13 protein-coding genes are annotated in these 14,830 nt (G+C 69.3%); 6 read left to right on the top strand and 7 right to left on the bottom strand.

Annotation, left to right across the window (positions count from 1 at the left end; all coding sequences use genetic code 11):
• The first annotated feature begins 122 nt into the window (after positions 1-122).
• Positions 123-1,922 carry a sigma-54-dependent Fis family transcriptional regulator gene (locus FHU39_RS00425; protein ID WP_183317956.1) on the top strand — a complete coding sequence of 600 codons (1,800 nt, stop codon included), beginning with the start codon at positions 123-125 and terminating at the stop codon, positions 1,920-1,922.
• A 28-nt stretch (positions 1,923-1,950) separates the two neighbouring features.
• On the opposite strand, the gene FHU39_RS24870 is transcribed toward FHU39_RS00425, so the two are convergent.
• Positions 1,951-3,219 carry an HD domain-containing phosphohydrolase gene (locus FHU39_RS24870; protein ID WP_183317955.1) on the bottom strand — a complete coding sequence of 423 codons (1,269 nt, stop codon included), beginning with the start codon at positions 3,217-3,219 and terminating at the stop codon, positions 1,951-1,953.
• A gap of 23 nt (positions 3,220-3,242) precedes the next feature.
• On the bottom strand, positions 3,243-3,965 hold the full coding sequence (locus tag FHU39_RS00415; RefSeq protein WP_183317953.1) for an HD-GYP domain-containing protein: 723 nt from the start codon (positions 3,963-3,965) through the stop codon (positions 3,243-3,245).
• A gap of 1,021 nt (positions 3,966-4,986) precedes the next feature.
• Between FHU39_RS00415 and FHU39_RS25160 the strand changes: the two genes are divergently transcribed.
• Positions 4,987-5,061, top strand: coding sequence for a 50S ribosomal protein bL37 (locus FHU39_RS25160; RefSeq protein ID WP_370670776.1), 75 nt, complete (start codon positions 4,987-4,989; stop codon positions 5,059-5,061).
• Positions 5,062-5,165: 104 nt separating this feature from the next.
• Here the strand turns inward: FHU39_RS25160 and rsrA are convergent, their stop codons facing one another.
• From rsrA to FHU39_RS00390, 5 genes are all read right to left on the bottom strand, one after another.
• Positions 5,166-5,426 carry a mycothiol system anti-sigma-R factor gene (gene rsrA / locus FHU39_RS00410; RefSeq protein WP_183317951.1) on the bottom strand — a complete coding sequence of 87 codons (261 nt, stop codon included), beginning with the start codon at positions 5,424-5,426 and terminating at the stop codon, positions 5,166-5,168.
• Positions 5,426-6,073 (bottom strand): sigma-70 family RNA polymerase sigma factor, encoded by a 648-nt coding sequence (locus tag FHU39_RS00405; RefSeq protein ID WP_183317949.1) that lies wholly within the window; start codon positions 6,071-6,073, stop codon positions 5,426-5,428. Before FHU39_RS00405 ends, rsrA begins: the two co-directional genes overlap by 1 nt.
• Before the next feature lie 326 nt (positions 6,074-6,399).
• The gene (fgd, locus tag FHU39_RS00400) at positions 6,400-7,404 is read right to left on the bottom strand and encodes a glucose-6-phosphate dehydrogenase (coenzyme-F420) (protein ID WP_183317946.1); all 1,005 of its coding nucleotides are present in this window, start codon (positions 7,402-7,404) and stop codon (positions 6,400-6,402) included.
• 140 nt (positions 7,405-7,544) lie between these two features.
• Positions 7,545-8,087, bottom strand: a complete 543-nt coding sequence (locus FHU39_RS00395; protein WP_183317944.1) for an alpha/beta hydrolase family protein — start codon at positions 8,085-8,087, stop codon at positions 7,545-7,547.
• A 200-nt stretch (positions 8,088-8,287) separates the two neighbouring features.
• Entirely contained in the window at positions 8,288-9,118 is an 831-nt protein-coding gene (locus tag FHU39_RS00390; RefSeq protein WP_183317942.1) for an SOS response-associated peptidase, read from the bottom strand.
• Between the two features lie 213 nt (positions 9,119-9,331).
• On the opposite strand from FHU39_RS00390, the gene FHU39_RS00385 reads away from it, so the two are divergent.
• From FHU39_RS00385 to FHU39_RS00370, 4 genes are all read left to right on the top strand, one after another.
• A complete protein-coding gene (locus tag FHU39_RS00385; RefSeq protein WP_183317940.1) occupies positions 9,332-10,321 on the top strand; it encodes an ABC transporter substrate-binding protein in 990 nt (329 codons plus the stop codon).
• 123 nt (positions 10,322-10,444) lie between these two features.
• On the top strand, positions 10,445-11,752 hold the full coding sequence (gene aroA, locus FHU39_RS00380) for a 3-phosphoshikimate 1-carboxyvinyltransferase (RefSeq protein WP_183317938.1): 1,308 nt from the start codon (positions 10,445-10,447) through the stop codon (positions 11,750-11,752).
• A 118-nt stretch (positions 11,753-11,870) separates the two neighbouring features.
• Positions 11,871-13,061, top strand: a complete 1,191-nt coding sequence (gene rsgA / locus FHU39_RS00375) for a ribosome small subunit-dependent GTPase A (RefSeq protein ID WP_183317936.1) — start codon at positions 11,871-11,873, stop codon at positions 13,059-13,061.
• A gap of 3 nt (positions 13,062-13,064) precedes the next feature.
• Positions 13,065-14,804, top strand: coding sequence for an FUSC family protein (locus tag FHU39_RS00370; protein WP_183317933.1), 1,740 nt, complete (start codon positions 13,065-13,067; stop codon positions 14,802-14,804).
• The last annotated feature ends 26 nt before the right edge of the window (positions 14,805-14,830 follow it).

Genomic DNA, 14,830 nt, shown 5'->3' with positions numbered 1-14,830 from the left:
GTGGGCGTCTCAATGTGAGATTGGCCACGTTTCCGCCGGAATCGCGTCTACCCTTGACGAAGGCGTAGAGCACCGCCGCCGCGGCCGTCCGGACCGCGGTGTCTCAGCAATGGAGAGAAGGTATGACCTCTCGATCCTCGTCGGGCCGGACATTGATGAAGGCCCGCGAACGCTTCCTCGAGGGAGGCTCCGCCGACGGGATCGGCGTGCGGGACGAGATCCGAGCGTCCTGGGTTCGGTCGCGGCAACTCGCTGTCGCCGCCGACCGGGTGGAGCCCGCGCAGGTGGAGCGCCCCCACGCGCAGAGCCTGCTGCTGGACTGTGCCCGGCCCGTGCTCCAGGACGTCGCGGCCGAGCTCGCCGACGAGCCGGTCGCGCTGCTGCTGACCGGCCCGCAGGGCGTGGTGCTGGATCGCATCTGCGGCGACAACTCGCTGGTCCGCCGCCTCGACACCCGCCGGCTCGCCCCGGGGTTCACCTACGCCGAGTCGTCCGTGGGCACCAACGGCATCGGCACCGCACTGGAGACCCGCAGGCCCACCCTGGTGCTCGGCGGTGAGCACTTCGCGGGCGACCTGTGCGTGTTCGGCTGCGCCGGCGCGCCGATCATCCACCCGCTGACGTCGGCGCTGATGGGGGTCGTCGACCTGACGTCGTGGGCGGGTGACGCCAACACGTTGCTGCTGAGCTTCGCCCGCTCGGTCGCGGGCCGGATCCAGGACCGCCTGCTGGAGCGGGTCAGCAAGCGCGAGGTCGCGCTGATGCACGACTACCTGCTCGCCTGTCAGCACAACACCGGACCGGTGCTGGCGCTCAGCAATGAGCTGACGATCATGAACGCACACACCCAGCAGTCGTTCGACGCGGTGGACCAGTCCGCGCTGCTGGCCCGGGTCGGCGATGCGGCAGGCTCGGCCGAGCCGCTGACCCTGCTCGCCGACCTGCCGAGCGGCCAGGTCGTCCGGTTGGCCTACGAGCCGGCGTTCACCGACACCTCGGTGCACGCCGGCGGCGTCGTACGAGTGCAGACCCAGGTGCCCGTCGCCGGGCGGCGCGAGGCGAAAGTGGCACCGCCGGTGCGCCTTCCCGGAGTCGTCGGCTCCAGCGCTCCCTGGCAGCGCGTCTGCCGCGGCGCCCTGGACAGCCGCCGCCGTGGGGAATGGCTCGTCCTGGAGGGCGAGCCCGGAGTCGGCAAACTCGCCGTGTTGACCGGCGTGCATCTCGCGGTCAGCCCGACCGAGCACATCCGGGTGATGGACCCGGCGTCGTCATCCGAGGTGGACGCCTGGTTGGAGTCCGTCGCCGACGAACTGGACAACCCCGGCCCCGGCACGCTCATCCTGCGGCGGGCCCACGAACTACCCGACGAAGCGGTCAGCGGCCTGTCCGAGTTGCTGATGTCCCATCTGAGCCGAGCCGGCGCACCGGCGCCCGTCTGGGTCGCCGTCACCATGGACTCCGGCGCTCGCAGCGCCGCCCTCGAGGCCGAGCTGCTCCCGCACTTCCCGCACACGCTCGAAGTGCCACCGCTGCGGCGTCGCCTGGACGACCTGGCGCCGCTGGCCGATCACTTCGCGAGGCGCTTCTCCCGCGACCAGGAGCTGACCATCTCGGACGCCGCCATGAACATGCTGCGGCGAATGCCGTGGCAGGGCAACGTCGAGCAGCTGCGGCGGGTGCTCTCGCGGGCGGTGCGGCAGCGGCGCACCGGCGTCATCGACGTCGACCAACTGCCGCCCGAGTGCCGGTCGGTGCGCCGGCGCCGCTTCACCGTGATGGAGTCGCTCGAACGGGATGCGATCGTCGAGGCGCTCGACACGCACGACGGCAACAAGGAGCTCGCCGCGATCGCGTTGGGTATGTCGCGCGCGACGATCTACCGGAAGATCAAGGGGTACGGAATCCACCTGGACGCGTCGTAGCCCGCGACCGGCGAGCCAACGGTCCCGCTCAGCCCAGGTGTTTTGCGCCGGGCGCGGTGACCTTGATCAGCAGGTCGAGCACCGTCGGGTCGTATTCGTAACCGATGCCGAGGGTCAGCCGCTCGATCGCAGCCTCCCGCAGGGCGGAGTCGCCGCGGGTCAGGTCCTCGAAAGCGTTGCAAACCTTGATGATCCGGCCGCTGAGCGGGACAAGTTCGCCGTGCTCCTGCACCTGTTTGAACTGCACCACCTGCGACTCGATGATGTCCGCGACACCGTCGAGCACCTCGGTTCGCCGCACGATGCGGGCGCCCTCGTCGGCGATCCCGCGCTGGTCGGCCGGCGCCACGTCGATCGTCGCCCCACCCGGGATCGGCGCAGCAAGCGACACCTGCCCGATGTCGTGCAGGCGTGCCGCATCCTCCAACTCGTCGAGCTCCCGGTCGGTCAGGTGCAGCTCCCGGCCGATCCGCCGCGACAGTCGCGCAACCCGGACCGAGTGCCCGGGCGGTGTGTAACCGGCGATGTCGGTCAGCTGCGCCAGCGCGGCGATCGTCTGCCGCCTGGTGGCGATCACCGCGGCCTGCTGCTGCAGCGCGAATCGCAGCAACACCAAGGGTGCTGACATCAGCGGTATGGCGAGCACGCCCAGGGCCGACATGCCGAGAGCGATCGCGATCGAGGTCGACACGACCGCGGCATTGAGGGCTGCCTGGATCCGCGCGACCTCGGCGAACTCGGCCCGGAACGAGCGACCACCGCGATGGACATACACCGAGATGACCAGCATCACGACCCCGGCAACGAGCCCCGCCACCGCCATCGCTGCTGCAGAGCGCCAGCGGTGCGAGCCCCACGCGCCGTACATGTCCAGGGCGGAGACCCCGGAGAAGAACGGCACGTCGCGGTAGAGCAGGGCCGCCACCACCACGGCGATCAACGGACCGAGGCGTGACAGTGGCGTGGGTCGATCGGAGAGGAGCCACCAACTGAGCAACGCACCCAACGCGCGTCCGATAACTGCTGTCGCCAGCACCTCCCAGGTGGAGTCGGGTGCCCGTCCGCCGGTGCTGAAGGGTTGGGGGCCCGACAACGCCAGGCTGAGACCGATCGCGGCGGCCACCGGGGTGCCGACGCGGCCACCCAGCAGGGTGAGCCGCAACAGCGAGGTACAGCCGATCGCGATCGCGAAACAGCTCAGTACCAGGAACTTCGAGTGCTCCGGGTATCGCGCCTGCAACACCGCGACCCCGACACAAACCACGACGAGCACAGCCGCCCAGAGAACGATCGGCACGCGGACAATGCCGGATGACCACTTCACCGCGGGGCGCTCTCGGCGGCCAGCAGGTCGGAGACATCGGGCAGGTCGTGGTCCAGCCACCGGGACTCCATCAATCCGGGCTCGCCCGCCTGATCCGCGAGTTCGTGATCGACCTGGGCCAACGGAGCAACTGATTCGGCGAGCTCGCACACAGCGGCGACGCAGGCCGGGTCGAACTGCTCCCCGCTACGGCGGCGCAGCGTCTCGACAGCCGCCTCCGCACCAATACGGGGTACGAGAGCGCAGAACGCATCGGCGACCGCCAGCACCCGTGCCAACAACGGAATGGCCGATCCGGCCAGGCGGTCCGGGTAACCACGCCCGTCCCAGCGCTCATGGTGGTGCCGGATGGCGGTGATCGAGTCACCGAGGAACTCGATGGAGCGCAGCATCTCGACACCTCGGGTCGGATGCCGTCGGATCCGCTCCAGGTCGGCCTGCCGCATGTCTGCACCGGCGTGCCGGCCCTTGACTGGTGCGACCATACCCACGTCGTGCAGCAGCGCCGCGAAATGCAGCGCATCCGCCTGGGCCGGCGACAGCCGCAGTTCATTGCCGATCGCCTCGCTGACGTTGGCCACCCGCACATTACGGCCGCGCATGATCGGGTCCCGTGCGTCGACCGCGGCGACCAGGCTGGAGACCGTGCGCTCGTGGGCGACCGACTCGGCATGCTGCTGGGCGTAGGACCACTGCGCCAACACCAGGGGTGTGACCATGACCAGGACCGTTGCCGGCCCGAGTCCAACTGGACCCCACAGCACAGCGAACAAGAAGCCAACGACACCGAAGCCGAGATACGTTCGGCCGACCTGCCGCACCACACGCCGCCAGGTGATCAAGGCCGGAGGACCACCGTTGACCTGGATCATGAGACTCACACAACCGGTATTGAGCAGAAGCATCACGACCGTCGCGCACGCCAACGGAAGAAGTTGTGAAGTGACGATGCCGAGCGGTTCCAGGGTCGGCATCGCGCCGAAGACGCCGCCAAACGCGATGTAGCAGAGGCCCCCAAGTACCCCAACCAGGCTATTCATGGAGGCGTTGAACGTCCTCACGAGGAGGGGCCGGCGTCGAGCGGGATCGAGAGCTGAGACAAACCCTACGAGGGCGGCCCCGAGCGGGCCAGCCAGCGGAATCGCCGCTCCGAGCAGAATCGACGTCAACGAGACGCTTGCTCCGCCTCCCGAGAGCCTCGTCAACGTAGCGGAGGCTACTAGTGTCAGAGCTGCCAGAACGAGGACCGCGGAGAGCGGGATGTTACGCGCCTCGGGCCACCATAGGAGCCCTCCGCAAAGCAAGGCGAGAAGCGAGGATGTGGCTACCGTGACACGCCAAGCGCCAGACATACCCAGGGGTCAACGGTTCTGAAGTGCGAGCACTTCAAAGCCGTCGAGGTCGAGTTGGTGGATCAGCGGGAGACTGGATCCCAGATCACGGTGAGGGGATTCACACTGCTCGAGCCCGCGAGGGACGCGAGCAGCGCCTGCAAAGCTGCTTGATCCATGACCAGATCCTTTCCGCGTTCGTTGTCCAGGGTAAGACGGCACGCAGATTATTGATGAAACTCCCGTGGGCCCATAGTCGCCCACAGCCATCATTCCATGAATTGACCCAAATCTGCCAACCCATGACTAGTCGGACGCCCGTTCTTGACGAAATCTTTAACGACCTCGGTGTGAGAGGATGGCCCGGGCCGCGCACGCGGCAACCGACCATCTGCCAAGGAGTTTCACCATGAGCAAGCGCGCTCGTAAGCGTCGCAGCCGCAAGGGCAAGGCCGCCAACCACGGCAAGAAGCCGAACGCCTGAGTCGGCCGACAGGACAACGAAGCGGCCCGGCCGCACGCGAGAGATTGCGTGCTGCCGGGCCGCTCTCGTCATACCCGCAGCAGGGTGGTCGGATGACGCGAGGGTCAGCCTTCCTGGATGCGCACCTGGGTCACCCGGACCGTGGTGATGCGCTGCAGGATCTGCGTGCGCAAGGCGTCCGGCGCGTGCTCACAGGCGCACGAGCGCTGGACCAGCGCCTTCAGCAGCCGGTCGAGCTGGTATTCGTCCAGGCACGGCGGGCATTCGTCGAGGTGTGCCTGCAACTGCGCGCGGCCGGCCTCGTCGAGCTCCCCGTCCAGGAGTTGGTAGATCCGCGACAAGTAGTCGCCACATTCGGCGCCCATCAGGAAGACGCCCCTTCCTTGATAAACCCGCGCTCGACCGCATAGTCGGTCAGCAGCTCGCGCAGCTGCCGGCGTCCCCGGTGCAACCGGGACATGACGGTGCCGATCGGCGTATCCATGATCTCGGCAATCTCCTTGTAGGAGAAGCCTTCGACGTCCGCCAGGTAGACGGCCATCCGGAAATCTTCGGGTACCTCCTGCAGCGCACGCTTGACGTCGCTGTCGGGCAGGTGATCCAGCGCCTCGCTCTCGGCCGAACGCAGCCCGCGTGAGGTGTGCGCCTCGGCGCGAGCCAGCTGGTAGTCCTCGATGTCGGACGCGTCCGACTGCTGCGGCTGGCGCTGCTTCTTGCGGTAGGTGTTGATGTAGCTGTTGGTGAGGATCCGGTAGAGCCACGCCTTCAGATTGGTGCCCGGCTTGTACTGGTGGAACGCCGCGAACGCCTTCGCGAACGTCTCCTGCACCAGGTCCTCGGCGTCGGCGGGGTTGCGCGTCGTGCGCAGCGCCGCGCTGTAGAGCTGGTCCAGATAGGGCATCGCGTCACGCTCGAACCGCGCGAGACGGTCGGCTTCCGACTCGTTCGCGACGTCGAGATCGGGATCTTCAGCGGACTTCGGCTCCAAGTCACTGCCGTTCTGAGTCGTCATCGACGACAAGCCTAGACCTCCTCCTCGGGGGGACGCGGTGCCGACGATCGTCGACCCGCCGGCGGAGCCACCCGGCTCCGATAGCGTCAACGGCGCGTGCAACAAGTGGGCACTCCTCACTCACAGGGATAGCTGGTGAACCGCCTGGTGCAACGGCGGGGACATCGCGGACATTCCCGCCGGTCGGCGGCCTAATCAACGGCCGGCGAGCATCGACGGATGGCAACTTTTATCAAAGTTACGTTCCGTTAGGTATATCGCCGCTCGCGCATTTTCCGTAGCGCTATTCGCCCTGGCTATCTGCAGTCCGCTCTTGTTGTTGCGCCTCAGAATTCCGCGCGCAATGCGGGTACGACGTCCTGGCTGAACTGTTCCAGGAAACGTCGCTGATCGTGACCGGGCGCATGCACGACCAGGTGGGTGAAGCCGAGCTCGACATACGGGCGGACACCGTCGATCACCGCCTGCGGGTCCGACGCGACGATCCAGCGTGAGGCGATCTGCTCGATCGGCAACGCGTCGGCGGCCCTCTCCATCTCGATCGGGTCGTCGATGCTGTGCTTCTGCTCCGGCGTCAGCGCCAACGGCGCCCAGAAGCGGGTGTTCTCCAACGCCAGGTCCGGGTCGCGGTCGTAGGAGATCTTCACCTCCAGCAGTTGCTCGACCGCCCCGGCCTCCCGCTTGCCCAGCTCCTCGCCCTCGCGCATCGCCGGGACCAGCTTGTCGGCATACAACCCCATACCCTTGCCGGACGTGACGATCATCCCATCACCCATCCGCCCCGCGTACTTGGCGACCGTCGGGCCACCGGCAGCGACATACACCGGGATCGGCTGCTCCGGCCGGTCATAGATCGTCGCCTCCACCGTCCGGTAGTAATCCCCCTCGAACGTCACCCGCTCCTGGGTCCACAACCGCCGCATCAACCGCACCGACTCACGCAACCGCGCGAACCGCTCCTTGAAATCCGGCCACCCCTGCTGACCCACCGCGATCTCGTTCAGCGCCTCCCCCGAACCGACACCCAGGATCACCCGCCCCGGATAGAGGCAACCCAACGTCGCGAACGTCTGCGCCAGCACCGCCGGGTTGTACCGGAACGTCGGCGTCAGCACCGACGTGCCCAGCACGATCCGCTCGGTGCGCGCACCCGCCGCCGCCAACCAGGTCAACGCATGCGGGGCATGCCCACCCTCGTGCCGCCACGGCTGGAAATGATCCGAGGCGAACGCACTGTCCAACCCGACCCGCTCCGCCTCCACCGCCAGGTCCACCAACTCCCGCGGCGCGAACTGCTCTGCAGACGCTTTATATCCGATCCGAAGGCTCATGTGCCCAACCTATGCGAGCACCGCATCCCAGATCACCGAGAGGCCCAGAAACGCACCCAAACGCGCAGCAAACCGGCCCTCGCAGGGCTACGTAACTGAGCCCGTCGGTCATTTTGTGAGCCTCTCGATCGGGTTGTCCGTCAGCTGAGGGTGGCGAGCCAGGCACGGGCCGCGGCGAGCACCTGGTCGGTGCCACGAGCAAGACTGTGGGTGCCCGGCACACCGGTGATCGTCGGTGCGGCGCCGAGCTCCGCGCGCACGTCCTCGGGGCGCCCGAACGGATCCTTCTCCCCCTGTATGACGGCGAGCGGCAGGCCCGCATCGAGCACGAGCTGCGCCTCGAACGCGCGCGACCGGTCCGGGTTGTTCGGCGGGTGCAGCGGGAAGGAGAGGGCGAGTACGGCGTCCGCGCCCACCTCGACCGCGGTGCGGCAGGCCACCCGCGCGCCGGCTGAGCGGCCACCCACCACCAGGGGCCGGGGCAGTGCCCACCGACCGCCCATCAGGCTCGCGATGATCGGAACCCACGCGGCATCAAGGGTTTTCGGTGGTGTCGCAACCTTCTTGCCGGCCACCCGCCACGGCTGCTCGACGCGCACGTAGGTCCAGCCGTCGTCGACCAGCGCACGCAGCGCCTCCAGGTCGGCGGCGTCGATGCCGCCGCCCGCGCCGTGGCTGACCACGACGGAGCCGCGCGGACCTCGATACGGGCTCGTTCCTCGCCCTACTCGGCCACCGCTTGAGGACTGTGGTGCACGCGCAGCGTTCGTGCCACGCGCTGTTCGGCCACCGCGGCCACCGCTTGTCGGCCGCTCGACGTGCGCGCGCGCCGGGCCGGGCGGGGTGTCGATGGTGCGCGTACGGATCGTCATACTCGGTCCCCTCAGTCGAAGATCTCACCGGTCATGGGGTCGACGACGCCCTGCAGGTCACCGCGCGGAGCGGGCTCGAGCAGGGCCGGCCCGTTGTTGCGGCTGGACCCCACGGCCTTGCCGACCGGCCAGGCCTCGAACCGCCCGTCACCCGGCGACTCCAGCAGCGACCGGACCCGGTCCGGGTCCTGCACCGTCGGGTCGAGCCACTCGGTCCAGCGCTCGCGGTCGAGCACGACCGGCTGACGGTCGTGGATGCGGTCCAGCCCAGGCTCGGCGGCGGTGGTCACGATGGCGTAGCTCACCACCCACGCGGCCGGGTCGTCCTCGGCGGCCGAACGGTCCCGCCAGAACTCGTAGACGCCGGCGAACGCGATGGGTTCGGCATCGGCGCGGTGGATGAAGAACGGTTGCTTGCGCGGCTTGCCCTTCGCGTCCGTCTCCGTCGGGGAGGCCTGCCACTCGTACCAGCCGTCGGCCGGCACCAGGCACCGCCGCGACACCGCGGCCTTGGCGTAGGCGCCCTTCTCCAGCAGCGTCTCGGCACGGGCGTTGATCATCTTCAGCCCGATCTTGGTGTCCTTGGCCCAACTCGGCACCAGCCCCCAGGTCAGCAACCGCAACTGGCGGACCGGATCGGCCCCCTCCTCGCCGCGCGGGCGGCGGGTCAGCACGACCGGCGCCTGCTTGGACGGCGCGACGTTCCAGTCCGGCGCACCGGCCGGCGGGTCCTGCGGTTTCGCCAGCAGCGAGCGACTGCGCTCGTCGCTGTTGTCCTGGTCGATCTCGAAGTCCTGGACGATGTCGTCGGGCGAGAAGCTCGCGGCATACCGGCCACACATGGGGAACAGGGTATGACGTGCCGGTCCCGGCGCCTCGCCCGTTGACGGTCGAGACACCGGTTGACGGCGCAATAGGGGGTCAACGGGCGTTTCGAGCGTCAACGGCGGGCAACGCCGTCAACGGGCGGACGCCCGTCAAGTCCACTCGAAGTCATGGGTTAGGTTTGGCTTACCTAATTTTCCTCCCTGCCCGAACGAAAGGGTTCCCCCGTCATGAAGGTCACCGCTACCCGGCGCGCTCTGTTGCTCGTCTCCGTCCTCGCGCTGCCGCTGTCCGCCTGCGGGTCGGACGCCGGCTCGGGCGAGAGCACCGGCTCCCCGGCCGCGGGATCGGGGGTCGCCGCGAGCCCGGCTGCCGCCGCCAAGTCCGCGTACCCCCGCACCGTCAAGACCTCGCACGGTGCAGTGCGGATCGCGTCGGAGCCGAAGCGGATCGTCGTCCTGGGCGGTGCCCAGATGGCCGAGGCCGTGCTCGCGCTCGGCGGCAAGCCGATCGTCATCGGCGACGGCGGCGCTCCCCTGCCCCCGTGGCTGAAGGGCCGTACCGGCGACGCCGAGGTCGAGACCATCGCCAAGCAGCAGTCGGTGCAGATCGAGAAGATCGCGGCCGCCAAACCGGACCTGATCGTGTCGAGCAACTACATCACCGCCTTCCCCGGCGTCGCACCGAAGCTGAAGGCGCTCGCACCGACCATCGACGTCGACACGACGTCGATCAACCCCGACTGGAACCAGATCCTCACCACCGTCGCCGACGCCCTCGGCAAGCCGGCGCAGGGCACCAGACTCGTGGCGAAGCTGAAGGCGCAGATGGCGGCGGCGGGCAAGGGCGTGCCGGCCGGCACGACATACGACTGGGTCCGGCTGGACAACAGCGGCTGGGGCTTCGGCAACGGCGTGCTGCTGGACTCCTTCGGCCTGAAGCCCGACAAGCACCAGAACAACGACAACCAGTCGTCGTTGTCCCTGGAGCGCAGCAACGAACTCACCGGGGACGCCGTCTTCGTCTGGCCGTACGGCAAGACCAAGGCCGATGTGCTGGCCACACCGGGCGTTTCGAACCTCCCGTCCAGCAAGAACGGCACCCTGCAGGTCGTCGGTCTCAACTTCGCGCTCGCCCTGAACAGCCCGGGCGCCTACTCGATCCCGTGGATCATCAAGGAGATCAAGCCGACGCTGACGAAGCTGGCGAGCGCGAAGTAGTGCCGGCGGGCGCCGGGCCGGCGACCTCGATACGCTCCTTCGTCGCTACTCGGCCAGCGCGATACGCTCCTTCGTCGCTACTCGGCCACCTCGAGGTCACCGGGCTCGGTAACCTTGTCCGCAATGAGTGCAGAACCTCCGCATCCGACCCAGACCGCGACCATCTCGGCGGGCGACTGGCCCGCGCCGCTCGCCGAGCAACCGTTGGACGCGGTCATTCCCGTGCCCGGCAGCAAGTCCCTCACCAACCGCTTCCTGGTGCTGGCCGCGCTCGCGCAGGACACCTCCCGGCTGACCAATCCGCTGCGTTCGCGCGACAGCACGCTGATGTGCGAGGCGCTGCAGGCGCTCGGCACCGGCATCCAGAGCGGGGCCGACGACAGCGAGTGGATCATCGAGCCGAACCCGCTGCGCGGCCCCGCATCGATCGACTGCGGGCTCGCCGGCACCGTCATGCGCTTCCTGCCACCGGTGGCCGCGCTCGCCGAGGGCACCGTCGACTTCGACGGCGACGAAGCCGCGCGGCGCCGCCCCCTCGGGCCGGTGCTGGAGGCGCTGCGCTCGCTCGGTGTGAGCGTGCGGGGCGACGGGCTGCCGTTCGAGCTCACCGGCACCGGACGGGTCTCCGGTGGCACGGTCTACGTGGACGCCTCCGGCTCGTCACAGTTCGTCAGCGCGCTGCTGCTCGCCGGCGCGCGGTATGACGACGGCATCACCGTCATCCACGAGGGCAAACCGGTGCCGTCGCTCCCCCACATCGCGATGACCGTCGAGGTGCTGCGCGACGCCGGGGTGCTGGTGGACGACAGCGAGGCCAACCGCTGGCGGGTCGAACCGTCCCAGATCCACGCCCTCGACGTCGCGGTGGAGCCGGACCTGTCCAACGCGTTCCCGTTCCTCGCCGCCGCCCTGATCGCCGGCGGGCAGGTCACCGTGCCCGACTGGCCGCACTTCACCACCCAGGCGGGCGACCACACCCGCGACATCCTGCAGCAGTTCGGTGCCGAGGTGGAGCTGAGCCGTGCGGGCCTGACCGTCCGCGGCACCGGCCACATCGGTCGCGTCGACCTCGACCTGCACGAGGCCAGCGAGCTGTCCCCCGTCGTCGCGGCCATCGCGACCTTCGCCGACGGACCCAGCCACCTGCGCGGCATCGGGCACATCCGCTTCCACGAGACCGACCGCCTCGCGGCGCTCGCCAGCGAGCTCAATGCGCTCGGCTCGGACGTCACCGAGACCGAGGACGGCCTCGTAATACGGCCGAAACCCATGCAGGGCAACGTCTTCCGGACCTACGGCGACCACCGCATGGTGATGGCCGCCGCGGTCCTCGGCCTGCGCGTGCCCGGCATCGTCGTGCACGACGCCGGCACCGTCGCCAAGACGATGCCGGACTTCACCGCACGCTGGACCCGCATGATCGGGGACTGAAAATAACCCCACGAAGTTTCTCCTCCGCTGCGCACCTGCACCCACCGAAGTTCTCCTCCGCTGCGCTCCCCCGATACTTCGTCGGGGCCCGCAGCCGAATACTTCGCGGGGGCCCCGAATGAGCGGGTCACCCCGCGGACGCCGTTACGACGAGTCCGACGTCCGCGTGCGCCCGAGCCGGCGCGGCAGCCGCCCGCGCACCAAGGAACGCCCCAAGCACGAGGACGCCCGCATCGGGCAGGTCACCACCGTCGACCGGGGCCGCTGGACCTGCCTGGTCGACGGGCACGAAGTCGTCGCCATGCGCGCCCGTGAGCTCGGCCGCACCAGCACCGTCGTCGGCGACCGGGTCGCCCTCGTCGGCGACACCTCCGGTGACCCCGGCACCCTCGCCCGGATCGTCCGCGTCGAGCCGCGCAGCAGCGTGCTGCGCCGCACCGCCGACGACACCGACCCCTACGAGCGCGTCATCGTCGCCAACGCCGAACAGCTCGCGATCGTCACCGCCCTGGCCGACCCCGAACCGCGGTCCCGCATGGTCGACCGGTGCCTCGTCGCGGCATACGACGCCGGTATGACGCCACTGCTCGTGCTGACCAAGGCCGACCTGGCGGACCCCGCCGACTTCCTGGCGAACTACGCCGGGCTCGACATACCCCACGTGGTGACCAGCCGCGTGACCTCGACGGGCTCGGCCAGCGCAGGCGGCTCGGCCACCGCAGGCGGCTCGGCCAGCGCAGGCGGCTCGGCCACCGCAGGCGGCTCGGCCAGCGCAGGCGGCTCGGCCAGCGCAGGCGGCTCGGCCAATGCGGGCGGCATCGACGCCACCGCGGGCGGCATCAGCGGACTGCAGCAGGTCCACGAGGCGCTGCACGGCCGGATGACGGTGCTCGTCGGCCATTCCGGCGTCGGCAAGTCCACCCTGGTCAACGCGCTCGTGCCGGGCGTCGACCGCGCCATCGGCCACGTCAATGCGGTGACCGGCCGCGGGCGACATACCTCGACCTCGGCGATCGCCCTGCCCCTGCCCGACGGCGGCTGGGTGATCGACACCCCCGGCGTACGCTCCTTCGGCCTGGCCCACATCGACCCCGACCACATCATCGAGGCCTTCCCCGACCTGGCCGAGGGCACCGCCGACTGCCCGCGCGGCTGCACCCACGACGAGCCCGACTGCGCCCTGGACCAATGGGTCGCCGACGGGCACGCCGGGGCGTCCGGTGCGTCCCGGCTGGCGTCGCTGCGGCGCCTGCTGCGCAGCCGGTCCGGCGGCGACGAATCCGATCCGCACCAGACCGACCCGGAGTAGCCGATGCGCCTGCAGACCGAGGCCATCAACCGGCAGCTGCTCGCCTTCGCCGAGATCAAGCCGGCACCCGGCCGGTGGAAGTTCGCGCTGCACGTGCTGACGATCGTCATCGTCGCCATCACGCTGATCAGCGTGCTGCTCGGGCCCAGCATGGGCCTGGTCGGCATCACCGGCGCGTTCCTGGGCTTCATCGCACAGTCACGGCCGCTGCGCTCCCGGATCGTGATCCTGGCCTGCCTCAACGTCACCTACATCGTCTGTGTCGCCATCGGCGCCCTGGTCGGCGGCCAGCCGGTGCTGCTGACCATCGTGCTGACCCTGATCGCCCTGGTGACGGTGCTCGGCTACAACAGCCTGGTCGCCGAGCCTCCCGGTGCGATGTTCCTGATCATGGGGCCGGCGATCGCGTCCTACCTGCCGACCGTCGGGATCCCGGCCGGCAAGGTGATCCTCGTCTGCGCGATCGGCTGCGTGAGCGCGTCGCTGACCTCGATCCTGCTGCAACTGGTCACCCGGCACGGGCAGCCGGAGCAGGATGCCGTCGACACCGCCGAGACCGCGGTGCACGCCTACCTGGACGCCGACCGCGCCACCATCCCGCGCCACCAGCTGGCGCGACTGCGCGACCAGGCGTTCATCTCCGTCTTCGGTGCCTCGATGATCCTGGAGGACGCCGTCGGCCGACAGCCGCGGCTGCACGAGTGGCGCCGGATGAACGCCACGCTGCGCCGCCTGCACCTGGCGATCATCCAGCAGGTCGTCAAGGTGCACCTGCCGGGGCGCGAGGTCGTCGTCACCGGCGTGGAACAGCGGCGCTACCTGGGGCGGCCGGACGCGTCATACCTCCTGCGCTGGGGGCTGTCCCGCGCCTCCCTGCCGTGGCTGGCGGCCCGGCGGATGGCGGCCGCGGTGCTGCTGACCTGCGTGGTCTCCTACGGCTGCCACATCGGCCACCCCTACTGGGCCGCCATGACGACCGCTCTGGTGATGTCGGTGACGGCCGACCGGCTCGCGCTCACCCGCCGGGCGCTGCACCGCATCATCGGGACCGTCGTCGGCATCGCGGTGTTCTTCGCGATCCACGCCACTCACCCCAGCGGTTTCGTGCTGCTGGTCGTCGCACTGGTGCTGATCTTCTTCATCCAGATGCTGGCGGTCCGCAACTACGCGCTCGCCGTGATCTTCGTAACACCCATGGCACTGCTGATCAGCTCGGCCGGCAACCCCTACAAACCGGTCGGTGAGATCGCGGGCGAACGGGTGCTGGAGACCCTGGTCGGCGGGGTGTGCTCGGTGCTGGTGATCTGGGCCGCCGGGCGGCGCGCACCCATCGCGCTGGTACGCCGCCAGTTCCGCCGGTCGCTGCGCTCCCTGGAACGGCTGCTGCTGCTCATCGCCGACGGCGAGCAGAGCAGCGAGCGCGGGTATGCCGCCCGGCGCGATCTGTCCTTCGAACAGCTGCAATGCGGCAGCATCCTGCAGATCGCGCAGACCGACCTGCCACGGGACCTGGCCGACTGGAACCTGCTGGAGACCTCGCTCAACGAGGCGTCCTACGTCGTGCTCGCGGCCTGCTGGACCGTCGATCCGCAACACTCCATCGACGCCGAGAAGATGGCCGGTGTGCTGGCCCGGATGATCGCCGCGCTGCCGCCCGTCGGCACCCAGATGGTCGACGCCCGGGTCATCGCCGGTGGCCTGCAACGGATGCTGGACATCGGCAAGCAGCTGAACAGTGCGTGAACAAAGTCGCCGACTTCCGGTCCCGA

It is taken from the genome of Flexivirga oryzae (assembly GCF_014190805.1).
GTDB lineage: Bacteria > Actinomycetota > Actinomycetes > Actinomycetales > Dermatophilaceae > Flexivirga > Flexivirga oryzae.
This window is presented reverse-complemented; position numbering and strand designations above follow the sequence as displayed.

Coding starts and splice junctions, on each gene's coding strand:
- FHU39_RS00425 (WP_183317956.1), top strand. CDS start 123: ATGACCTCTCGATCCTCGTCGGGCCGGACATTGATGAAGGCCCGCGAA.
- FHU39_RS00415 (WP_183317953.1), bottom strand. CDS start 3,965: ATGGTCACACCCCTGGTGTTGGCGCAGTGGTCCTACGCCCAGCAGCAT.
- rsrA (WP_183317951.1), bottom strand. CDS start 5,426: ATGGGCGCCGAATGTGGCGACTACTTGTCGCGGATCTACCAACTCCTG.
- FHU39_RS00405 (WP_183317949.1), bottom strand. CDS start 6,073: ATGACGACTCAGAACGGCAGTGACTTGGAGCCGAAGTCCGCTGAAGAT.
- fgd (WP_183317946.1), bottom strand. CDS start 7,404: ATGAGCCTTCGGATCGGATATAAAGCGTCTGCAGAGCAGTTCGCGCCG.
- FHU39_RS00390 (WP_183317942.1), bottom strand. CDS start 9,118: ATGTGTGGCCGGTATGCCGCGAGCTTCTCGCCCGACGACATCGTCCAG.
- FHU39_RS00385 (WP_183317940.1), top strand. CDS start 9,332: ATGAAGGTCACCGCTACCCGGCGCGCTCTGTTGCTCGTCTCCGTCCTC.
- aroA (WP_183317938.1), top strand. CDS start 10,445: ATGAGTGCAGAACCTCCGCATCCGACCCAGACCGCGACCATCTCGGCG.
- rsgA (WP_183317936.1), top strand. CDS start 11,871: ATGAGCGGGTCACCCCGCGGACGCCGTTACGACGAGTCCGACGTCCGC.
- FHU39_RS00370 (WP_183317933.1), top strand. CDS start 13,065: ATGCGCCTGCAGACCGAGGCCATCAACCGGCAGCTGCTCGCCTTCGCC.